Annotated in this window: 20 protein-coding genes; 12 read left to right on the forward strand and 8 right to left on the reverse strand. The window is 67.1% G+C overall.

Translation table 11 applies throughout. From position 1 onward, the window contains the following. Window positions 1–25: 25 nt before the first annotated feature. A complete protein-coding gene (locus tag T333_RS20305) occupies window positions 26–973 on the reverse strand; it encodes a 3-carboxyethylcatechol 2,3-dioxygenase (protein ID WP_357255165.1) in 948 nt (315 codons plus the stop codon). Beyond that, window positions 970–1,959 carry a zinc-binding dehydrogenase gene (locus T333_RS20310; RefSeq protein ID WP_357255163.1) on the reverse strand — a complete coding sequence of 330 codons (990 nt, stop codon included), beginning with the start codon at window positions 1,957–1,959 and terminating at the stop codon, window positions 970–972. The genes T333_RS20305 and T333_RS20310 overlap by 4 nt, the downstream gene beginning before the upstream one ends. 311 nt (window positions 1,960–2,270) lie before the next feature. Here T333_RS20310 and T333_RS20315 point away from each other — a divergent pair, with 311 nt between their 5' ends. The 7 genes from T333_RS20315 to T333_RS20345 are packed head-to-tail and all read left to right on the forward strand — an operon-like array spanning window position 2,271 to window position 7,770. After that, entirely contained in the window at window positions 2,271–3,452 is a 1,182-nt protein-coding gene (locus tag T333_RS20315) for an aromatic ring-hydroxylating dioxygenase subunit alpha (RefSeq protein WP_496425766.1), read from the forward strand. Next, window positions 3,449–3,790 (forward strand): Rieske 2Fe-2S domain-containing protein, encoded by a 342-nt coding sequence (locus T333_RS20320; protein WP_357255160.1) that lies wholly within the window; start codon window positions 3,449–3,451, stop codon window positions 3,788–3,790. The genes T333_RS20315 and T333_RS20320 overlap by 4 nt, the downstream gene beginning before the upstream one ends. Next, window positions 3,787–4,998 carry an NAD(P)/FAD-dependent oxidoreductase gene (locus T333_RS20325; protein WP_496425478.1) on the forward strand — a complete coding sequence of 404 codons (1,212 nt, stop codon included), beginning with the start codon at window positions 3,787–3,789 and terminating at the stop codon, window positions 4,996–4,998. Before T333_RS20320 ends, T333_RS20325 begins: the two co-directional genes overlap by 4 nt. 57 nt (window positions 4,999–5,055) lie before the next feature. Beyond that, window positions 5,056–5,625, forward strand: coding sequence for a 3-phenylpropionate/cinnamic acid dioxygenase subunit beta (locus tag T333_RS20330; RefSeq protein WP_496425767.1), 570 nt, complete (start codon window positions 5,056–5,058; stop codon window positions 5,623–5,625). Between the two features lie 28 nt (window positions 5,626–5,653). Then, the gene (locus T333_RS20335) at window positions 5,654–6,526 is read left to right on the forward strand and encodes an alpha/beta fold hydrolase (protein ID WP_496425479.1); all 873 of its coding nucleotides are present in this window, start codon (window positions 5,654–5,656) and stop codon (window positions 6,524–6,526) included. After that, complete coding sequence (locus tag T333_RS20340; protein ID WP_357255152.1) at window positions 6,523–7,356, forward strand: SDR family NAD(P)-dependent oxidoreductase; 834 nt, start codon at window positions 6,523–6,525, stop codon at window positions 7,354–7,356. The genes T333_RS20335 and T333_RS20340 overlap by 4 nt, the downstream gene beginning before the upstream one ends. A 42-nt stretch (window positions 7,357–7,398) precedes the next feature. Then, window positions 7,399–7,770, forward strand: a complete 372-nt coding sequence (locus tag T333_RS20345) for a hypothetical protein (RefSeq protein WP_357255149.1) — start codon at window positions 7,399–7,401, stop codon at window positions 7,768–7,770. Window positions 7,771–7,805: 35 nt separating this feature from the next. Here T333_RS20345 and T333_RS20350 read toward each other — a convergent pair whose 3' ends face one another. Genes T333_RS20350 through T333_RS20360 form a run of 3 tightly spaced genes read right to left on the reverse strand, consistent with a single transcriptional unit; the run spans window position 7,806 to window position 11,322 of the window. Then, window positions 7,806–8,597, reverse strand: a complete 792-nt coding sequence (locus T333_RS20350) for an IclR family transcriptional regulator (protein ID WP_357255146.1) — start codon at window positions 8,595–8,597, stop codon at window positions 7,806–7,808. Beyond that, window positions 8,594–10,459, reverse strand: a complete 1,866-nt coding sequence (locus T333_RS20355) for an acyl-CoA synthetase (protein ID WP_496425480.1) — start codon at window positions 10,457–10,459, stop codon at window positions 8,594–8,596. Before T333_RS20355 ends, T333_RS20350 begins: the two co-directional genes overlap by 4 nt. Then, complete coding sequence (locus T333_RS20360; RefSeq protein ID WP_496425481.1) at window positions 10,456–11,322, reverse strand: fumarylacetoacetate hydrolase family protein; 867 nt, start codon at window positions 11,320–11,322, stop codon at window positions 10,456–10,458. Before T333_RS20360 ends, T333_RS20355 begins: the two co-directional genes overlap by 4 nt. A gap of 171 nt (window positions 11,323–11,493) precedes the next feature. Here T333_RS20360 and T333_RS20365 point away from each other — a divergent pair, with 171 nt between their 5' ends. The 5 genes from T333_RS20365 to T333_RS20385 all read left to right on the forward strand — a co-directional run bounded on the left by T333_RS20365 (window position 11,494) and on the right by T333_RS20385 (window position 18,369). Continuing rightward, window positions 11,494–12,006 carry a TetR/AcrR family transcriptional regulator gene (locus T333_RS20365; RefSeq protein ID WP_357255527.1) on the forward strand — a complete coding sequence of 171 codons (513 nt, stop codon included), beginning with the start codon at window positions 11,494–11,496 and terminating at the stop codon, window positions 12,004–12,006. Between the two features lie 253 nt (window positions 12,007–12,259). Then, window positions 12,260–12,775, forward strand: a complete 516-nt coding sequence (locus T333_RS20370) for a VOC family protein (protein ID WP_357255138.1) — start codon at window positions 12,260–12,262, stop codon at window positions 12,773–12,775. Next, window positions 12,772–14,433: an FAD-dependent monooxygenase gene (locus tag T333_RS20375; RefSeq protein ID WP_496425482.1), complete on the forward strand. Its 1,662-nt coding sequence runs from the start codon at window positions 12,772–12,774 to the stop codon at window positions 14,431–14,433. Before T333_RS20370 ends, T333_RS20375 begins: the two co-directional genes overlap by 4 nt. Window positions 14,434–14,462: 29 nt before the next feature. Further along, on the forward strand, window positions 14,463–17,978 hold the full coding sequence (locus T333_RS20380) for an indolepyruvate ferredoxin oxidoreductase family protein (protein ID WP_496425768.1): 3,516 nt from the start codon (window positions 14,463–14,465) through the stop codon (window positions 17,976–17,978). Between the two features lie 169 nt (window positions 17,979–18,147). After that, a complete protein-coding gene (locus T333_RS20385) occupies window positions 18,148–18,369 on the forward strand; it encodes a hypothetical protein (RefSeq protein ID WP_496425483.1) in 222 nt (73 codons plus the stop codon). 49 nt (window positions 18,370–18,418) lie between these two features. Here the strand turns inward: T333_RS20385 and T333_RS20390 are convergent, their stop codons facing one another. The 3 genes from T333_RS20390 to T333_RS20400 are packed head-to-tail and all read right to left on the reverse strand — an operon-like array spanning window position 18,419 to window position 20,945. Next, window positions 18,419–19,285 carry a fumarylacetoacetate hydrolase family protein gene (locus T333_RS20390; RefSeq protein WP_357256310.1) on the reverse strand — a complete coding sequence of 289 codons (867 nt, stop codon included), beginning with the start codon at window positions 19,283–19,285 and terminating at the stop codon, window positions 18,419–18,421. A 45-nt stretch (window positions 19,286–19,330) separates the two neighbouring features. Further along, window positions 19,331–20,275 carry an alpha/beta fold hydrolase gene (locus T333_RS20395; RefSeq protein WP_496425484.1) on the reverse strand — a complete coding sequence of 315 codons (945 nt, stop codon included), beginning with the start codon at window positions 20,273–20,275 and terminating at the stop codon, window positions 19,331–19,333. A gap of 43 nt (window positions 20,276–20,318) precedes the next feature. Continuing rightward, complete coding sequence (locus T333_RS20400) at window positions 20,319–20,945, reverse strand: malonic semialdehyde reductase (RefSeq protein ID WP_496425485.1); 627 nt, start codon at window positions 20,943–20,945, stop codon at window positions 20,319–20,321.

Raw genomic sequence — 20,945 nt, forward strand, 5'->3', positions numbered from 1 at the left:
GAGCTTAGGCGCGCGGGTGGCCCTCTCATCGTGATCCTCGGGTGATCGCGGTGGTGATGGCGAAGCCGGCAATCCATTCGGGAATGGGCACGTAGAACCGTGATGTCATCCGATAGGGCCCGCTCGCGGCCAGCGAGGCGTATGCCGCGACCCACGTGCGCACCTCATGCGCGGAGCCGCCACCCTCGGCGCCCATCCACTCGGGCGTCCAGTCGTCGATATCGGTGAGTTCGCCGTGTTCGAAGGTATCGAGGACGAGGTTGTCCCACCGGGGATTGATCGGGATCATCGTGGTCGACCCCGCCGCGTAGGAATGCCCCGCCTGCAACACTCGATGCTCGCTGCGGGCGCGCTGTTCGGGCGTCGGCGGATGGCCCTCGATGAGCGCGTCGGCGACACGTCGCGGCGCGCTCTCCAGAACGGGCACCGGCGGGTCGTGGGACAAACCGCCGGATGCCACGAACAGAACCCGCGTGCCGAGTTCCCGCGCGGCCGCGCCGAGAGCGGTTCCGAGAGCGCGGATTCGGTGCAGGGGACCGAACGGCGCGGCGACGCCGTTGACGAAGACGGGGACGACCGGAACGCGGTCCATCCCGCCGAACAGTATCTCCAGCGGCTGGACGAACCCGTGATCCACCGCCATACGCGCGGAGATGGGCAGGTCGACGCCGCGTGCCAGCACGCCCCGCGCCAGCTGCTTCGCCGCGGCCGAGTCGACCGACAGCGAGCCGACTCTGGAGCCGAAGTCGCCGACCGAATACGCCTCGGTTCCGAGACAGAATGGCGGCATCTGGCGATAGAAGAACCCGTTGTAATGATCCGGTGCGTACAGGACAACCAGATCGGGCGCGAACTCGGCGACGAAGGCGCGCGCGGCCGAGATTTCCGCGTAGACGCTCTGCAGGATCTCCGGGGCCGGATCGTTCTTCCCGACAAGGGGTGAGTGCGACAGTCCCACGAGCGCGGCGGTCATGAACCCGCTCCTTTCCGGTCCGGACGGACGACGAGTTTCCCAGTCAGCGCGCCGTCGATCATGAGCTGAAAACCCTTGTGGATCTCGGTGAGTGGCAGCGTCCGGTCGATGACCGGTCGAACACCGGTGGCGTCCATCATTCGCAGCATCGAGACCAGCTCACCACGCGTGCATCCGGTCGAACCGAGGATCCGCTGCTGCAAGTAGAAGACGCGGTTGAGTTCCGCCGGTGGATTCGCTCCACTGGTGGCTCCCGCGACGACGACGGCTCCGCCCGGCCGAAGCGCTTTCATCGAATGCGACCAGGTCGCCGCACCCACCGTCTCGATCACGACATCCACTCGTTCGGGCAGGCGCGCGCCGGGTTCGACCGCGGCGCGCGCGCCCCAGGACAGCGCCATACGGCGTTTGTCCTCGCTGCGACTGGTCGCGTAGACGACGGCGCCCGCCGCGGCGGCCAGCATGATCGCGGCCGAGGCGACGCCACCGCCCGCGCCTTGCACGAGGACACGATCGCCCGCCCGGATTCGCGCTTGGGTGAACAACATTCGGTAAGCGGTGGTCCACGCGACCGGAAGGCAGGCCGCCTCGTCGAAGGACAGCCAGCCGGGCTTCGGGATCAGGTTGCGAGTGGGGACCGTCAGGTACTCCGCGAACGCACCGTTGTGCCGTTCCGACAACAGGGCGCGATTCGGGTCGAGCGTCTCGTCACCCATTCCGGCGTCCGGGTCGGCGATCACCGGAAAGACCAGGACTTCGTTGCCGGACTCGTCGTAACCCGCGGCATCGCAGCCGAGCACGATCGGCAGATGTTCGGGCGGATGACCGATCCCGCGCAGGGTCCACACATCGTGCATGTTCAATGTGGAAGCGACGACGCGGACAACGGACCATCCGGGTGGGGCTTCGGGTTCGGGGATTTCGCCGAGAACGAGGCCGGACAGTGGGTCGTCGGCGCTCTGCGAGATTGCGGTAGCAGCGAGCATGGTCGTCACCATGCCCGGTGAGCCGAGCTGGACCACAGCACGCGTTACCTACAGCGGAACGCGCTATGGATCGGCGCGCTCGCAGGCGCTTGTCTGACACCATGACCTCCACCATCCGGCCCGCCGCCGCGTCCGGTGCCTGCGGCGGAGCGGGCGAACCCCCACGCACCGCCCTCGGGCGAGCGCCCCGCGGCGCGCTGAGTCGTCCGGCCCCGATGTTCCGCAACCTGGACGTATCCGGGCTCGTCGACGTCGAGACCGGCTTGCTCGACCGCGCGATCTTCACGCACGAGGATCTGTACCAGCAGGAGATGCGGCGGGTATTCGCGCCGAGCTGGTTGTTCCTCGCCCATACCGATCAGTTCCACAAGCCGGGTGACTTCTTCGCCACCTATATGGGTGCGGATCCGGTCGTCGTCACACGCGACAAGGGCGGAAAGATCCGCGCGTTTCTGAACTCCTGCCGGCACCGAGGGGCACGGGTGTGCCGCGCGGATTCCGGCACGACGCGCAGTTTCACCTGTAGCTACCACGGGTGGTCCTACGATCTCGAGGGCCGTCTGATCAGCGTTCCGAACCGGGACGGATATCCGGATTCGTTCCACCCGGACGACTGGGGGCTGGTCGAGGTGCCGCACGTGCAGACCTATCACGGCCTGATCTTCGGCACCTGGAATCCCGATGCGGTCGCGCTGGTCGACTACCTCGGCGATATGGCCTGGTATCTGGACGCGATGCTCGACCACGACGCCGAGGGCACCGTGGTGGTCGGTGGGGTTCACAAATGGGTGCTCGACGGGAACTGGAAGCTCGCGGCCGAGCAGTTCGCCACCGACTGGTATCACGTCAACATGAGCCACGCGTCGGCTCTGATGGTGCTCTCGCCGGAAGGCAAGGCGCCCAAGGACGAGATCATCCATCGCACCGGACGCCAATACGTCGATCCGAACGGTCACGGTGCCGGATTCCCGGTGCACCCGAGGAATCGGTTCGACGCGGGCACCGTGCACGAATGGACGGACTATTCCGCATTGCGCGACCGGCTCGGTGACGCGCGTGTCGAAGGGCCGCTCACGAACGGGCATGCCACCGTTTTTCCCAACTTCTCCTACCTGCCGGTGAACGGGTCGATTCGGGTCTGGCACCCGAAAGGGCCGGACAAGATGGAGGTCTGGTCGTGGACCATCGTGGACAAATCCATGCCCGATGACGTGCGCGAGGCGCAGCGACTCTACAACTTGCGCACCTTCGGGCCGAGCGGCATCTTCGAGCAGGACGACGGCGAGAACTGGAGTGAAGTCCAAAGCATTTCACGCGGCTTCGTCACCAACGGCGTCGCGCTCAACTACCAGATGGGCATGGGCTCCGAGCGTCACGACGGTCGTTACCCGGGGCGGACGAGCGAACTCTACAGCGATGCCGCCGGTCGCGCCTTCTACGCGCGGTGGCAGGAATTGATGAATACACCGGCCTGGCACGAGGTGTCCGAATGAGCACGGGAATTCGAGTGGCGGCCCTCGCGGACATCGACGTCGGGACCGGCATCGCGGTCGGCAAGTCCGTGACCGGCACCGCCGACGACATCGCGTTGCTGCGTGACGAGCACGGCGCGGTCTGGGCGCTGGACGACACCTGCTCCCATGCCGACGCATCGCTGGCCGAGGGGTGGATCGAGGACGGGCACGTCGAGTGCCCGTTGCACGCGAGCAGGTTCTGTCTGGAAACCGGTGCGGTCGACGGACTTCCGGCCACCAAGGGGGTGTGCCCGCACCGGGTCGAGGTGCGCGATGGCGAGGTCTTCCTGTTTCCGAACGAGGCGCCTCGATCATGACCGGCTCGATCGATCGTGTGGTCGTCGTCGGTGGCGGCATCGCCGGTGTGAGTACCGTCGGCGCCTTGCGCTCCGGGGGGTTCGATGGCGAACTCACCCTCGTCGAGGCGGGCGAGTTCCCCTACGACCGACCGCCGCTGTCCAAGAAATACCTCTGTGGCGAAAGAACTTTCGAACAGATCGCGCTGCGCTCCCCGCAGTGGTATCAGGACGAGGAGGTGCGGCTGATCAACCGGTCCACGGTGACCGCGCTGCGGCCCGCCGAGGGCAAGGTCGAGTTGGGCGACGGCCGCTTGCTGGCCGCCGACCGGGTCGTGCTCGCGACCGGCGGGCAGGCGGCGCGTCCGCCGATCGCCGGAGTCGACAGCCGACGCGTCCACGTATTGCGGACCGCTGGCGACGCCGACCGCCTTCGCCGGGTGCTTGTCTCGGGCTCCAGGGTTCTCATCGTGGGCGCCGGCCTCATCGGCGCCGAAGTAGCCTCTACCGCTGTAGAACTCGGCTGCGAGGTCGTTCTGGTCGAGCCAACGTCACCGCCGCTCGCCGCGGCCCTCGGCGCGGAGGTCGCCGCGTGGCTGCACGCGATGCACGCGGACCGTGGCATCACCACGGTCGCGGGCCCGGTGGTGTCCTGCACCGAAGTCTCCTCGGGGATCGAGGTCCGGATCGGTGGGCATGCGCGGGCCCGTGTCGTCGATGCCGTGGTGCTCGGCGTGGGGATGGTTCCCGAGACGAGTCTCGCCCTCGGTGCCGGGATCGAGGTGGACCGCGGGATTCTGGTCGACTCCGGTCAGGTCACCTCGAATCCGGCGGTGTTCGCGGTCGGCGACCCGGCCCGCTGCCGCGACCAGCCGCGGGCCGAGCACTGGGAAGCGGCCCAACTGGACGGGCAGCGTGCCGCCGCGACAATTCTCGGCGCGGCGCCTCCGGCTTCGACGGCCGCGTGGTTCTGGACCGATCGTCATCACCGTCATGTCGAAGTAGTAGGACGGATGTCGGACGCAGAGCGAACAGTGTCACGCGGCGAATTCGGCGGAGAAGCTTTCTCGGTCTTCGGTCTTCGTGGCGAATCGATCGTGGCCGCGGTCGCGATCGACGACTCGATCGCCGTCCGTGCCGCCCGGCGGATGATCGACCGCTCGATGATCGTCGATTCCGCATCGCTCGCCGACCCGGCCGTCGACCTGCGCAAGCTCTTGCGCGGCTGAAGCGCACGCGGCGCCTGCCACCACTCGCCTCCAAAGGATCGAATCACCGTGAGCCCTATCGAATCCCCGCAGTCGACCGCATCGCCGTCGGAGCGGCCCGCGGACCGCGACACACATTTCGAAGTCGAGCAGTTCTACTACCGGGAAGCCGGACTTCTCGACGACGGCCGGTACGCGGACTGGCTGGAGCTGCTCGCGGACGACCTCGAGTACTGGATGCCGACCCGGACCAATCGGCTGCGACGCCAGCAGGCGCTGTCCATCGCGGCGCGGGGCGAGGCCGCGTACTACGACGAAACCAAGGAGAGCCTCGCCTGGCGTATCCGTCGTTTCGATTCCGGGATGGCGTGGGCGGAGGACCCGCCATCCCGAACCCGGCATGTGGTATCCAATGTCGTTGTCCACCACGTCGATACGGCTCGAACCCCCGGTTTCGCCGAGAGCGATCTGGTGGCGCGGTCGGCATTCCTGGTGTACCGCAACCGCCTCGAACGGGATGAGAACGTCTTCGTCGGCTCCCGCACGGATCTGTTGCGCCGTACCGAGCGACGACTCCTGGTCGCCCGGCGCACGATCCTCCTCGACCAGAGCGTCTTGCAGTCGAAGAACATCTCGACCTTCTTCTGACTCGGCTACCCCGCACCAAGGAAAGACGATGATCACGAAAACTTTCGACACCGACATCCGGCACCATCGTGTGCCCACCTCACTCGGTGAACTCGCCGTGGCCGAAGTGGGCAGCAGCGGACCGTGTTTGGTCATGTTGCACGGAGGCGGACCGGGTGCGTCCGGCCTGGCCAACTACCACCAGAACCTGCCCGCGCTGGCGCGGCACTTTCGCATCCTGCTGCCTGATCAGCCGGGATTCGGCGGCAGCTACCGGCCGACGCAGGACGACCTCGACTACCGATCCATCACCGAGATCACGATGGATGCGCTGTTCCAAGCGCTCGACGCGCTCGGTGTCGGCACCTTCCATCTGCTCGGCAACAGCCTGGGCGGCGCGGCGGCCATCGCCATGGCGCAGACACAGCGCGAGCGCGTCACGGGCCTGGTGTTGATGGCGCCGGGCGGGGGCTGGTTGCCTTTCGGTCCCACACCGACGGAAGGCCAGAAGGAGATGTTCCGGTACTTCAACGGCGGCGGCCCGAGCGAGAAGAAGATGGCCGCCTTCATCCGGGCAATGGTGTTCGACCACAAGCAGTTCGGCGCCGAAGTCGTCCGCGAGCGCTACGAAGCGTCCCTGGATCCCAGCCACATCGAGTTCTACCACCGGTACAACGCCGCTTTCACCGCCCGCGACGGCATGGACCCGCTGTGGAAAAATCTGCCCAAGATCAAGGCGCCGACCCTGCTGCTGTGGGGACGCGACGACCGCACGATCACACTCGACGGCGCCCAGATCATGCTCAAACAGATCCCGGATGTGCGACTGCACGTGTTCGGCCGATGCGGCCATTGGGTGCAACTCGAACGCCGACAGCAGTTCGAACGCCTGGTCGTCGACTTTCTGCGGGAACTGGCATGAGTGGCTGGCTCGAGGGATACGCGGCGCTTGTCACCGGCGGCGGGTCGGGGATCGGGCGGGCGGTCGCGGAGCGCTACCTCGCCGAGGGCGCCTCGGTGACGATCGTCGGACGTACCGCCGAGCAACTGGCCCGGGTGGTCGCCGAGTCGGCGGACCCGGGACGGATGCATGCGGTCGTCGCCGATACTCGCGACTCCGAGCAGTTGCGGAACGCGGTCGCCGAGACGGTGGAGCGGTTCGGGAAGCTCGATACTCTCGTCGCCAATGCCGGTGTGTGGGACTATCAGCGGCATCTCACCCGGCTGACGGCGCGGGAGCTCGGCGACACGTTCGACGAGATCTTCTCGATCAACGTCAAGGGCTACTTCCTCGCGGCCGAAGCGGCTTGGCGTGAACTCATGCGGACCAGAGGCAGCATCGTGATGACGCTGTCGAATGCCTCCTTCGATGTCAACGGCGGAGGCGTCGTCTACACCGCGAGCAAACACGCGTGTCTCGGTCTGATGCGTGAGCTCGCCTACGAACTCGCACCGAAGGTGCGCGTGAACGGGGTCGCCTGCGGCGGAATGAACACCGACCTACGCGGGCCCGAATCGCTCGCCATGCAGGACCGATCCCTGTCGGCGTCGTTCGCGAAGCGTAGTGCGAGTAGTCCACCGCCGCCGATTCCGCTGCACGACTCCAGCACCGACCCGCGTGACTTCACCGCGGCCTATGTCCTGCTGGCGTCGCGCGAGCAGAGCGGACCGATCACCGGCGAAGCGATCCGCGTCGACGGCGGCATCGGTGTGCGTGGCTTTCACACCTCCGCCGGTGGAGACCATCTCTGATCAGAGGCGACAGTGACACAGAGACGAGGGAGGACATACCAATTGTCGGCGGGTCCGGAGAACGTGCCGGTGATCATCGATGTCGAGCGTTGTGCCGACGGGAGGCTGCGGTCCGCCTATCCGGCCGGCGCCCATGATGTGGAGATTCGCATCACCGGGGCGCCGAGCGCGGAGGTTCTCACCGAGGCGCTCGCTGCGGCGGCATCCGCGGTCCTGGATGCCGATCCACAGTGTCGCCGTGTGGTTTTCGCGGTGACGGCGGGCGACGAATCCGGACTGGCCGCGGCGAAGCTCGCCGGTTTCCGGCATGTGGTCGACGTCGATGTTCCAGGGCGGACACTGGGGTTGCTGGTCGTGGAACCGGCGTGGGTCACGATGGTCGATATCGACATCGAGCGCGTACCGGGCACCTGATCGTACAGCCCAGACAATGTTGCCGACCGCGGCATTCAGAGCCGCGTGTTCTTGTTGATCGACTCCGTGAACATGTGTCCTGCGGCGGCAGCGACGCGGCGCAAGGTCGGAACATGCCGGCGGGTATCGATGCGTCCGGTCGCGCCCGCGATCGACAGCGCGGCGACCGGACGGCCCGCAGGCCCGAAGATCGGCACCGCCACACAACTGAGCCCGCGTTGAATTTCCTCGTCGTCGAACGCGATTCCGTCGCGACGCACGCGTGCGAGCTGCAACGACAGCGCGGCCGCGTCGGTCACGGTCCGCGAGGTGAAGGGCCGCAACGTGGCGGCCGCAGTCGCCGCGGCGTCGCTGTCGTAGGCAAGCAAGATCTTGCCGACGGCCGTGCAGTAGGCGGGCGCGCGGCCACCGATCCGGGAAGGCGACCGTATTCTGCGGTAGCCATACAGCTTCGCCAGATACAGCACGTCGGCGCCGACGAGTACCGCCAGATGCGTGGTCTCATGGGTGTGTTCGTAGACGTCTGCGACGAACGGAATCAACATGTCTCGCAGCGCTTCGTGATCCGGCGTGTAGGCGCCCCGGCTGAGTTCGTGCAGCCGCGGCCCCAGTCGATAGCTCGTCCCGACCCGCTCCACCACGCCGTTGCGCTCGAGGATGCCGAGCACGCGGAACGCGGTCGACTTGTTGAGGTCGGCGCGTCGAGCGAGTTCGCTGACGCCGACCCCGGTGTTCGCCTGGTCGCGAAACGAGACGAGCAGGCTGATCGCCTTGTCGATCGCGGCTCGATCGTCGCGGACGGCGTGGGTGAGCGGCTCTGTGGTCATACGATCTCGTGCGCGAAGGGGTAGGCGTTCAAGCGTGCGCGGAGTTCGCCGAGGCGGTCCGGGGCGGCATGGTTGTCCAGGTCGATCAGCGCGTGCGCGCGGCCGCCGCGATCGGTCACCCGCACCACGCCGGACAGGCTCGCCTCCCGGAGTTCGCGCAGCACAATACGATCGACCGAATCATGCGCCAGGGCGAGCTTGTTCACCTTGCCGACCGCGGTGACCGGGATGGCCGGGATGATGTGGATGAACTTCGGGACAGCGGCCGGTTCGGGCGCGTGCTGCGCCGCCCAGGCGCCCAGCGCCCCAAGATCTGGATCGGCGCCAGGCCGCAACACGAGGTAAGCGGCTGGGACTTCGCCCGAATGCGCATCGGGACACGGAACCACCGCGGCCCCAACGACATCGGGATGAGCCAGCATCGCCTCCTCGACCATGCGCGGGTCGATGTTGTGGCCGCCGCGGATGATGATGTCCTTGGCGCGCCCGGTGAGATAGACGAAGCCGTCGGCGTCGACCCTGCCGAGATCGCCGGTGATCAACCAGCCGTCGACGATCACACCCGTGGGATCAGGGGCAGGACCCTCCGGCCCCGGCCGGAGATATCCCGGAAAGACGCTGGGGCCCTTGATCGCCAATACGCCGACCTCGCCGGGCCCGCAGTCGCCGAACGGAAGTCCGTCCGTTCCGATTCGGAGGGCTTTGATCTGCTGATAGGGCAGCGGAAGCCCGATCGACCCTGGCTTGCCGCCGGTCATGGGTCCGATGGTGTTCGCGCAGGTCGCCTCGGTGAGTCCGTATCCCTCGATCATCGAAACACCAGTGGCGGACTCGAATTCGGCTCGTACCAGGCTCGGTAGCGGTGCGGCGCCGACGATTCCGGCACGCAGGCTGGAAAGGTCGACATCGTCGGACACCGGCGGCAGGGAGGCGTACACCGTCGGAACCGCCGAAAAGGTCGTGACCCGGTAGCGTTCCACGATTCGCCAGAAGTCGGCCACCGCCTCGCGATCCCGGAACCCGAGGCTGCCCAGCGATACCACCGTTCCACCCTTCAGGAAGGGCGCGAGGGTCGAGATGAGGATGGCGTTGACGTGGAACAGCGGCAGCCCGGTCAGAACCACCGTGTCACCGCCGAATGCGCCGTGCTGCCCGAGCGCCCAGGCGACGTAGACCTCGCTCGCGTGGGTATGCGGGGCCACTTTGGGCACTCCGGTCGTGCCGCCGGTATGGAAGTATGCGGCGATGGCGGATGCCTCCGGCCGGTTCTCGAGGGTGAGTTCGTGCGCGGGCCGGGAGGCAGCCAACTGTTCGAAATCGCCGACCCAGATACCCGGCGCGGTGCGCACTGGCCCGCCGACGGAGACCAGCGCGCGCAGCGAGGGCACCGCCTCGGCGACCGCGCACGCCTTGTCCCAGCCGTCGGGATCGAGTGCGGGTGCGGGCGCGACGAGTATCCGTGCCTCGGTGAGACGGAGAATCTCGACGATGTGTTCGGTGGCGAGCATCGGATTCACCGGGTTCGCGATGCCGATGGCCTGGGCCCCGAGCAGCGCCGCGTAAGTGGTCCTGGTGTTCGGGAGCATGAGGCCGACGACACCACCGGGCCCCAGCCCCAGTGCCGCATAGAGATTCGCGGCCTGCGTCGTCCGCCGAAGCAGTTCGGCGTAGCTCCAGGTCTCCGGTTCGTCCCAGCGGTTCCCGCCGGGGAGCAGGTGGAGAGCGGGCTTCTCGCCGTGTTGTCGCGCGGATCGTTCGAGCAGGTCGTAGGTGGTGGCGGGCAGATCGCGATCGGACAGCGGCACATCGGTGAGCCGCTCGATGTCGTGGCGGGCGGTGTGCACGTTCGTTTCGGCGTTCACTCGGACACCACCGGATTGCTCAGGACGCCGATCCGCTCGACTTCGACCTCCACGATGTCGCCGTGGCGCAGGAAGCGGCCGGAGAACAGTCCGGCGCCGCGTGGGGTCCCGGTGCAGATCACGTCGCCGGGCAGCAGCGTCTGGAACTTCGACAGGTGCGAGACGATCTCGGGAATCGAGTGGATGAAGCTGCTCGTCCGATCGTCTTGGCGCACTTCGCCGTTCACGCGGGTGCGGATACGGAGGTCGACTCGGTCGGTGAACTCGTCCGCGGTGACCAGGCACGGGCCGAGCGGTTTGAAGGTGTCGAAGCTCTTGGCCACACCGATCGAGGCGACGGGGTCGCCGATCATCGCGCGGCGCTGGATGTCGCGTGCCGAGACATCGTTCGCGATAGTCAGGCCCGCCACGTGATCCCAGGCGGTCTCGACCGGCACTCCGGTGGCCGCCCGTCCGATGACGACGGCGAGTTCGCCCTCGTAGTCCACTTCCCCGGCGGCGACCCCGGGCAGGACGACGGTGTTTCCCGATCCGGTCACGGCCGAGCCCGCGACTATCTGGAGGTTGGGTTCGGTGGGCATCTCGATGTCGGTGCGACCGATGGCGGCGAACGCCGCCAAGGCCTCCTCGGCGTGGCTGGGGTAGTTGAGTCCGACGATGACGACCTTCCCCGGTCTGCGCACGGGAGCATGCAGCATCGCCCCGTCCAAGGGGATCTCGCGGACCGTTCCCGCTGTCCGCGCGGCGTCCAGACCGGGGCCGTCGAGCAATTCCCCGAGATCCCGCTGCGGCAGGTCCAGCACGGAGAGTACGTCCGCCCGGTCCTCGCGGGCGATTCCCTCGTTGGTTGTGTACAGACGCATCTCGGTACCTCCGCGATCGATGGCGGCAACTTCGCCGCTCTTGTCTGACAGTTAAGAGCAGTCATGACGCGCAGTCAAGAGGTGATCGCGGGGCAGTAAGCTCACCTCATGCCCAGGAATCGACAGCAGATCCCGAAGGCCGAGCGTGAAGCGGCGGTCGTCGAACACGCTGTGGAACTGTTCGCCGCCAACGGCTATCGGGGGACGAGCGTGGCCGCGGTCGGTCGCGCCGCCGGTATCGCGCCCGCGGCGGTGCACTGGTACTTCCCGACCAAGGACGATCTGTTCGCCGCGGCATTGACCTCGATCTTCGCCACGGCGCGCCACAGCGTGGAGGCCGATCCCGAGCTCGGCGGGGATCCACGCAACGAGCTCGTCGGGCTGCTGGTCGCGGTGCAGCCGTACCGGGCGCTGCATCGCGAGGCGTATGAGCGGATGGCGGACTCGGAGTCGGTCCGCGTCGCTTATGAGCAGATCCAGCGATGGCTCGAGGGGCGCCTGTTCGCCGCGATCGCGAACAGGCTGCCCGAGGGCGCCGATGTGGCGCTGATCGCCGATGCGGGGCATGTGCTGTTCGAGGGGGTCCTGATCAGCTCGCGCCGCCTGGATCGACCGATCGGCGATCTGATCGATCTGGTGACCGATGCGCTGGTCGCCTCCGCGGCCGCTAAAGCTGCTCGCTGACGTCGTTGCCGCTGGTCGCGGCCATGTAGTTCGGTGATCCACCCGAGCGCGAGGCGTTCGGGGTCTGTGTGACGCCCTTGTTCGTGTCGATTCTGGCGACTGCTCTTGTTCGTCCGGTCGTGCGCTGAGGCGGGTCCGTCCTGTCTCGGCATCGGTTCGCGCTGTCTCTTGACTGTCATTCATGAGGGGGCTACCGTGTCTTGAGTCACATTCAAGAGAACTCTTCTCGCCATACCGTTCGGAGGTGCCAACGATGGCGTCACCCGTCAAACTCGCCCACATCGTGTTGCGAACCAATCGTCTGCAGGAGATGACCGACTGGTATCTGCACGTGCTGGAAGGTCGTGTGGCCTTCGCCAACGACATGTTGGCGTTCATGACCTACGACGACGAGCACCATCGGGTCGCGTTCATCGCGACCGGCGCGTCGGAGCAGCCCACCGACGCGCACACCGGCATGCATCACATGGCCTTCACCTACGCATCGCTCGGGGATCTGCTCGACAACTACAAGCGGTTGAAAGCTGATGGGGTGCAGCCTTTCTGGAGCATCAACCACGGTCCGACGATGTCGATGTACTACCGGGATCCGGACGGCAACCAGATCGAGTTGCAGATCGACAGTTTCGCCACCGAGGAGGAGACACAGGCGTTCTTCGAGTCCGACGCCTTCGTCGCCAATCCGATCGGCGTCGACTTCGTTCCGGAAGAGCTGATCGCCCGATTCGAGGCGGGCGAACCGCTGGCGGAGCTGGTGAAGCGGCCGTGAACGACGGACACATTCCGGTCTTGATCGTCGGCGCGGGCCCGGTCGGGCTCGCGACGGCGTATGTGCTCGGCAGGCACGGCGTGCGCAGTGTCGTCTGTGACCAGTTCGACGACATCAATCCGCATCCACGCGCGCACGTGGTGAATACGAGATCGATGGAGCTGCTGCGCCTTTGGGGCGTCTACGACGAGATCATCGCGGACGCGGTCGATCTGAACTGCGGGCTCAGCTTCGTCTGGAAGCACACGGTCGCGGGTGAGGAGTTCGGGCGGATCGACCTCGCGGACGCGCCCGTGGAGCACCTGGCGAGACGGCTCGGGGCGTCGCCGGTGACCGTCGGCTCGTGCGCGCAGGATCGGGTGCAGCGTCGGCTGCTGGAAGCGGTGTACCGGCAGGGAATGGCCGAGGTCCGCTACGGCACACGCGTCACCGCGGTACAAGATCTCGGGGATTCGGTCGACGTGCGCGTCGAAACACGCGAGGGCGAAGAACGATTCGGCGCCGGTTACGTCGTGGCCGCGGACGGAGCGTCCGGAAGGATCCGGCGCGGCCTCGGCATCGAGATCGAGGGCGTTCCGGAGTTCGGGCACCTGATCAACGTGTACTTCCACGCGGATCTGTCGCGCTGGTCGGACAAGGATCCCGCCTTGCTGTTCTGGGTACTGAACACCGCCTGTCCAGGCGTGTTCATCCGAATGGGCGGCGATCGCTGGACATTCCACCTCGAATACGACCCGGCTCGGGAGTCGGTCGCCGACTACACCGCGCAGCGCTGTGCCGACCTGATCCGGAGCGGTATCGGAGCGCCCGACCTCGACGTCGACGTCCGGTCCGTCGGCACCTGGACGCTCGGGGCGAGCACGGCGCGGCAGTATCGCAAAGGGCGAATCTTCCTCGCCGGCGATGCGGCGCATCGGTTTCCGCCGACCGGAGGTCTCGGCATGAACACGGGACTGGTCGACGCGGACAACCTCGGGTGGAAGCTGGCGGCGGTGATCGACGGCTGGGCGTCCGAAACCTTGCTCGACACTTATGAATCCGAGCGCAGGCCGATCGCCGTCGCCAATGCCGAAAGCAGCATCACCAACGCGGTGAAAATGGCCGACGCCGGGATCGGGCCCAACACCCTCGACATGGCCGCCCGGCTCGAAAGCGGGGACGCGGCGGTGGCGGCGGCCGAGCGAAAGCGATTGGCCGAGTCCGTCCCCGCACAGCGCCCCCACTTCGACTATCTCGAACTCGAGATCGGCTACGTGTACGGCGTCGGTTGCCCCTCGGAGACGCAGGCGGACCCGCTCACTGTGGCGGTGCCCGGTGGCAGGCTCCCGCACGCGTGGATCGACAGGGGCGGCGTCACGATCTCGACGCACGATCTCCTGATACCAGGATTCACGCTCATCACGGGGCCCGACGGTGCGGTCTGGGCCGCCGCTCTGGCGGAGATCGATACGGATGTCCCGATCCACGCGTGCGTTCCGGGACGTGACTTCGAGGTCACCGCGCCTGGCTTGTGCGGGATCCCCCATGACGGCGCGATCCTGGTTCGTCCCGATGGGCACATCGCCTGGCGGGCAGAGGGGTTGTCCACCAAGCCCGTACGAGACCTGTGGGCCGCGCTCGACGCCGCGTGCCGCGGGGCCGAGCACTCCGTCTCCTGACCATCTCCTTCGTTAGGAAATCCTCTGTCGTGACGAATCAATCAGCGCCGGTGGCGTCACCTCGTGACCGATATACCGTGCAACACGGGCGCGTCCATCTCACCGGAATCCAAGCCCTGGCCAGGATTCCCCTGGATCAGCGCCGGGCGGACGACCGAGCAGGACGCCGCACCGCCTGTTTCATCTCCGGATACGAGGGCTCACCGCTCGCCGGATACGACACCGAACTCGAACGCAATGCGGTGTTGCTCGACCAGCACGACATCGTGTTCCGACCGGGCGTGAACGAGGAGCTCGCGGCGACAGCCGTGCAGGGAACGCAGCTCGCCGCAAGGCAATCCGACAAGCGCGTCGACGGGGTCAGTGCGATCTGGTACGGGAAATCCCCCGGGCTGGACCGTGCGGCCGACGCGGTTCGGCACGGCAATCTGATGGGCGCCCATTCCGAGGGCGGGGTGCTCGCCCTGGTCGGCGACGATCCGGCGGCGAAGTCGTCGTCCGTGCCGGGAGCCTCCGAACTGCTCCTGGCCGACCTGGGGCTCCCGGTGCTCTATCCGGCCGATCCCCAGGAGGCGCTGGACTTCGGCCTGCACGGGATCGCCATGTCGCGTGCCTGCGGGTTGTGGGTGGCCATGAAGGTGGTGACCAACGTCGCGGACGGGTCGGGAACGGTGGATGTGGACCCGGAGCGGGTCCGTCCGGTCGTTCCCGATCTGACCGTGGACGGCGCCGAATACCGGCACGAGGTGACCGGCCAGGTCCTGCAACCGGCGTTGGGCGCGCTGGAACGGAGCCGGGACGGCGCGCGCCTGGAGATCGCCCGCCGATACGCCGCGGCGAACGGGCTCAATCGCATCACGCGTTCCAGTTCGTCGGACCGGGTCGGCATCGTCGCCGCGGGAAAGACATTCCTGGATCTACGGCAAGCCCTGCGCGCTTTGGGATTCGACGACGACGAGCTGGCGCGGCGCGGCGTGCGGCTGCTTCAGCTCGGCATGATCCACCCGCTCGAGCCGGGCGTGGTCGACGAGTTCGCCGAGGGGCTGTCCGAGATCATCGTCGTCGAGGAGAAACGGGCACTCATCGAGTCGGCGGTCAAGAGTCTGCTCTACGGCAGGCCCGACGCGCCCGCTGTCTCGGGCAAACGGACGCCCGGCGGCGCAGCGTTGTTCCCGGCCGACGGCGAATTCGACCCCGATATCGTCGCGACCCATGTGGCCGCGCGGCTGTCCGAACTCGGCGGTTTTCCCTCGGTCGACGACTGGTCGCGGAAGTCACGCCGCCGGCGTGGTCCGATCGCGCTGCCCCTCGTCACCCGGACGCCGTATTTCTGCTCGGGCTGTCCGCACAATGTCTCGACCAAGGTCCCCGCGGGAGCCACCGTGGGCGCGGGAATCGGGTGCCACGCCATGGTGACGCTGATGGACGCCAAACAGGTGGGCGAGGTGGCCGGGATGACGCAGATGGGCGGCGAAGGCGCCCAATGGATCGGTATGGCGCCGTTTCTGGAGCGCGACCACCTCATCCAGAACCTCGGCGACGGTACCTTCCACCACTCCGGCAGCCTGGCGATCCGGGCCGCGATCGCGGCGGGAGTCGACATCACCTACAAACTGCTCTACAACTCGGCCGTGGCCATGACCGGCGGGCAGCAGGCCGTCGGGCTGATGACGGTGCCTGCCATCTGCGAGGCGATGGTCGCCGAAGGCGTCGCCCGCATCATCGTCACCACCGACGACCTCAGGAGCTACCGCAAGACGAAACTCCCTCGCGGAGTGGAAGTCTGGCGTCGTGACCGGCTGATCGAAGCCCAAGAGGTCCTCGCGCGCACGCGCGGTGTCACGCTGCTCGTTCACGACCAGGAATGCGCGACCGAACTACGGCGCAAACGCAAGCGCGGGCTCGCGCCGGAGCCCGCACAGCGGGTGGTGATCAACGAACGGGTCTGTGAGGGCTGCGGGGACTGCGGCGAGAAGTCCAACTGCCTGTCGGTCCAGCCGGTCGCCACCGAGTTCGGGCGCAAGACGCGCATCGACCAGTCCTCGTGCAACAAGGACCTCTCCTGCCTGTCGGGCGATTGCCCGTCGTTCATCACCGTGGCGCCCGCGGGAAAGCGCACCAGCGGTACCCGGGCGTCGCTGCTCGACGCCGACGCCCTCCCGGAGCCGGTATTCGCGCTCGACGGAACCCACACCACGCGCATCACTGGCGTGGGCGGGACCGGTGTGGTCACGCTGGCGCAGGTGCTCAGCACCGCCGCGGCGCTGGCCGGTCGCCATGTCCGCACCTTGGACCAGACCGGTCTCGCGCAGAAGGGGGGAGCGGTCGTCTCGGACCTCAAGATCTCCGTCGAGCCGACCGACCAGGCTGGGAAGGCGGCGGCCGGGGAGTGCGATCTGTATCTCGGATGCGACATCCTGGTGGCCGCCGACGAACGGTACCTGGCGGCGGCGAGCGCCGAACGGACCACGGCGGTGATCTCCACCAGTGAAGTTCCGACGGGTCAGATGGTCATCGATACCACCGTAGGGTTCCCCGACGTCGGACCCATCCGGGACGCCTTGCGCTCGACGACGCGCGAGGCGATCTTCCTCGACGCCCGTCACGCGGCGAACGCCTTGCTCGGCGAGGACCAGTACGCCAACTTCCTGCTGGTCGGCGCGGCAGTGCAATCCGGTTCGTTGCCGCTGTCGCCCGCGGAGGTCGAGCACGCCATCACGCTCAACGGCGTGCAGGTCGAGGCCAACGTTCAAGCGTTCCGTTACGGCCGCCTGTCCGTCGCGGACGCCGCGGCCTTCGAGGCCGCGGTGGCGGAGAAGTCACCGGCCGAGCGCGCGAATCGTGAACTGTCACAGGCGGTTCGGCAGTTGATTGCTCGGGTGGCATCCGGTCCGGAGACCGAGTTGACGCGGCTGGTCACCGTCCGTATCCCCGATCTCGTCGGCTACCAGAGCCTCTCGTACGCAAGGGAATACAGCCGGTTCGTCGAGCACGTACGGCAGCGTGAGGACGAGCGGATTCCCGGTGCGACCGCGCTCACCGAGTCGGTCGCCAGATACCTCTACAAGCTCATGGCCTACAAGGACGAGTACGAGGTCGCCCGGCTGTCGGTCGACCCCGCCTTGCGCACCGCCATCGAGGCGGAGTTCGGGCCCGGCGCCCGCATGTCCTACCGCCTGCACCCGCCGATCCTGCGGGCGCTCGGCATGCGGAACAAGATCGAACTCGGTCCGTGGTTCCAGCCCGTGTACCGGCTGCTGACGGCCATGCGCCGGGTCCGGGGCACTCGCTTCGATCCGTTCGGAATGGCCGAGGTGCGCAGGCAGGAACGCGCGCTGATCGTCGAGTACCGTGCGCTGGTCGAGGAACTGCTGGCGGATCTACGACCCGACAACCACGCTCTGGCTGTCGAAATCGCTGATCTGCCGGACATGATTCGCGGATACGAATCCATCAAGCTGGCGAATGTCGACCGCTACCGCACCCGAGTAGCCGCGCTGTTGGACACCTATCGCGCCGCACAACCGGTGGTTGGTGTGGCGTAATGCCTCGTCCGGAGTCGACCTGGCCGCGTTGCGCCACTTCCACCGGTGTTGCCGGTGGAAGTGGCGCAACAGCCGGTGAGTCAGAGGCGTTCGTGCGGCCGTTCGCGACTCCGGAAGAAGATCGGAAGGTGAAGGAGTCCCTGATGTGCTTCGATCGAGGCGACAGGCCATGACCGCCGAAGTGCGGTTCCGCTCCGATAGTGATGTGTACCTGCGGATTTGGCTGGCCGACACCGCATTCGACTATTGGGCTGATGGCGCGGCGATACCCAGCTTGGTTCGTGACTGGCGGAAGAAGCGTTGGTGCACGATCGAATTGATCCAGAACGCCATCGACGACTGTCGGCTGTTGCCACGCCTGCCGTGTGAACGATTGTTTCTCGGGCCCTAACGCGCGGCCCGCCGCGGCAAACGCCGGGCGGGCCGCCTATGAGGTGCGATCAAGCTGTCAGGACATGATTGCCGAGTATCCCGACGCCTTCGACTTGCACATCCACGACATCTCCGTGCCGCAGGAAGCGCTCGGTGAACTGGCCCGCGCCGCGCGGGCTTCCGGTGGCGATGACGTCACCGGCGTCGAGCGTCTGATAACGGGACAGGTACGAGACGAGCTCCGGGATGCGGTGAAGAAAGTTGCTCGTCCGATCATCTTGGCGCAGTTCACCGTTCACCCAGGTCCGGATGCGCAGGTCGAGGGGCTCGGTGAACTCGTCGGTCGTCACGAGACAGGGGCCGATGGGCTTGAACGTATCGAAGCTCTTGGCGATCGCGATCGAGGCGATGGGGTCGCCCGCGTAGGCGCGGCGCTGGATGTCGCGGGCGGTGATGTCGTTGATCACGGTCAGCCCGGCGACATGACGCCACGCTTCGCCTGCCCCGATATCGGTGGCACGCTGACCGATCACCACGCCGACCTCGCCCTCGTAGTCGACGTAGCCGGGCGCCACCGCGGGCAGAACGATCGGCCCGTCGTGCGCGGCCGCCGCGGATCCGGCCGTGACTTGGACATTGGGCTCCGTCGGCAGCGTCACGTCGTGGCGCCCGGCCTCGGCGAACTTCTCCAGTGCCTCCTCGGCGTGGCTGGGATAGTTGAGGCCGACGGCGAGAATTTTGCCGGGACAAGGCAGAACGGGATGGAGTTTCGCTCGGCGCAGCGGCACGACCTGCCTCGGCGGCGCCGTCGCGGCGAGTTCGAGACCCGGTCCGCGTAGAAGTTCGCCCACGTCGGCGAACGGGAGGTCGAGCACGGTGAGTACACCGTGGCTGTCCTCCCGGGCGATGCCCAGGTCAGTGGTGTAAAGACGCATGATGTCTCCTCGGTGGAGCTTTACGGTGGTTTCGCGCTCGGCCGGTCAGTTGGGGAGCGACCCGAGGAACGACAACAGCGCGGCGTTGACCTCGTCCGATCGCTCCGCCTGAATCCAATGACCGGCCCCGTCCAGGAAGATCGCTGTTCCCATCGCCTCCGCCGCGGCGCGAAAGCCCGGGAAGTGCAATACCGTGTCGGCGGTGCCGCCGACGTAGCCGCAGGGCACCGGCAGTGCGGCGCCGTTCCACGGGGCGGTGAGTTCCCAGTTGCGATGGAACACCCGGTAGCCGTTCAGGCCGCCGCGAAATCCGCTGCGGGAGTAGGCGATCGCGTAGACGTCGAGATCGGCGTCGGACAGGAAGCCGATTACGCCCTCGGGTGCGGGGAGTCCGTCGATCAGGGTGCCGCCTTCCGGCACGGTCATGAGGAAGGGGGTGTTCGGATTCTCGCCGGAGTTGGCGTAGACGATGCGCCGCAGACTTTCGGCGACGTCGCGTTCGAGATCCCGTTCGGCCCGGCCTGGATCCTGGAAGTAGACCATGTAGAAGCCGGGCGGGACAGCGCCGTCGAAGGATTCGAGAATGCTGAGCGGACCCCGCGGAATATAGGGGACCGACAGCCCGAGCACGCCGCGCACTCGATCTGGCCGCATCAGGGCGGCGGTGTAGGCCGTCGACGTGCCCGCGTCGTGTCCGACGAAAGCCGCTCTGCCGATGCCGAGTTCGTCCATCAGGCCGATGACGTCGCCGACCGTGCGGCACACGTCGTAGTCCTCGATGTTCGGCGGTGCGTCGGATTCGCCGTGACCGCGCATGTCCAGTGCGATGGCCCGGTAGCCCGCCTGCGCGAGCGCGGGAAGCTGATGACGCCAGCTGTACCAGAGTTCCGGGAACCCGTGACACAGGATGACGGCCGGGCCTTCGCCGGCCTCGACGTAGTGCAGTCGGATGCGATTGACCTCGACATAGTGATGGCGCAGGTCGGTCATTGTGTTCTCCCCGAGAAGGAATCGGCAGTCTCGACAGCGGGCGTCACGCCCAACGCACGACGTCCGTGTGGGCCAAGCGAGGCAGCCGCTCGCGCCACGCGTTCTCGCCGTGGTGTCCGATGTTCACGACGAGGATCGATCGCCAGCGGCCGTCGGCGAAGAATGCCGAATCCACTCCGGCGCGGTCGAATCCGCCCATCGGACCCGCGGCGAGACCGACGCTGCGCACGGCCAGGACGAAGTAGCCCGCCTGGAGGGCCGAATTGAACGCGCCGGTGGCGGTGCGCAGCTCCGCGTCGGCCTCGAAGAGCCCGGCCAGTTCGGGCTTGAAGGGCAGCAAGGTCGGCACATGTTCGTGGAAGCGGGTGTCCACCGCGAGAACGGCGACGGCAGGGGCGGCCGCCGTCTTGGACTTGTTGCCCTCGTCCATGTGCTCGACCAGCTGGGTTCGGCCCGCACCCTGGCCGACGAAGAGCACTCGCAACGGCTGGGTGTTCGCCGCGGTGGGCGCCCACCGGGCGAGCTCCCAGATCTGCGTCAGCTCCGCGTCGGTGACGGGGGTATCGGTGAAGGTGTTCGCGGTCCGTGCCGCGGTGAACAAGGTCGCGCGCGCGGCGGGGTCGAGGGCCGGCAGGGCGGGTGTGGTGGGTTCGGTGGTGAGTTCGGTCAT

The sequence above is a fragment of the Nocardia sp. CNS-044 genome, from assembly GCF_059570515.1.

Excerpts from the sequence above, each read along its gene's own strand:
- T333_RS20305 (WP_357255165.1), bottom strand. The coding sequence starts at position 973 with ATGACCGCCGCGCTCGTGGGACTGTCGCACTCACCCCTTGTCGGGAAG.
- T333_RS20310 (WP_357255163.1), bottom strand. The coding sequence starts at position 1,959 with ATGCTCGCTGCTACCGCAATCTCGCAGAGCGCCGACGACCCACTGTCC.
- T333_RS20315 (WP_496425766.1), top strand. The coding sequence starts at position 2,271 with ATGCGGCGGGTATTCGCGCCGAGCTGGTTGTTCCTCGCCCATACCGAT.
- T333_RS20320 (WP_357255160.1), top strand. The coding sequence starts at position 3,449 with ATGAGCACGGGAATTCGAGTGGCGGCCCTCGCGGACATCGACGTCGGG.
- T333_RS20325 (WP_496425478.1), top strand. The coding sequence starts at position 3,787 with ATGACCGGCTCGATCGATCGTGTGGTCGTCGTCGGTGGCGGCATCGCC.
- T333_RS20335 (WP_496425479.1), top strand. The coding sequence starts at position 5,654 with ATGATCACGAAAACTTTCGACACCGACATCCGGCACCATCGTGTGCCC.
- T333_RS20340 (WP_357255152.1), top strand. The coding sequence starts at position 6,523 with ATGAGTGGCTGGCTCGAGGGATACGCGGCGCTTGTCACCGGCGGCGGG.
- T333_RS20350 (WP_357255146.1), bottom strand. The coding sequence starts at position 8,597 with ATGACCACAGAGCCGCTCACCCACGCCGTCCGCGACGATCGAGCCGCG.
- T333_RS20360 (WP_496425481.1), bottom strand. The coding sequence starts at position 11,322 with ATGCGTCTGTACACAACCAACGAGGGAATCGCCCGCGAGGACCGGGCG.
- T333_RS20370 (WP_357255138.1), top strand. The coding sequence starts at position 12,260 with ATGGCGTCACCCGTCAAACTCGCCCACATCGTGTTGCGAACCAATCGT.
- T333_RS20385 (WP_496425483.1), top strand. The coding sequence starts at position 18,148 with ATGACCGCCGAAGTGCGGTTCCGCTCCGATAGTGATGTGTACCTGCGG.
- T333_RS20390 (WP_357256310.1), bottom strand. The coding sequence starts at position 19,285 with ATGCGTCTTTACACCACTGACCTGGGCATCGCCCGGGAGGACAGCCAC.
- T333_RS20395 (WP_496425484.1), bottom strand. The coding sequence starts at position 20,275 with ATGACCGACCTGCGCCATCACTATGTCGAGGTCAATCGCATCCGACTG.
- T333_RS20400 (WP_496425485.1), bottom strand. The coding sequence starts at position 20,945 with ATGACCGAACTCACCACCGAACCCACCACACCCGCCCTGCCGGCCCTC.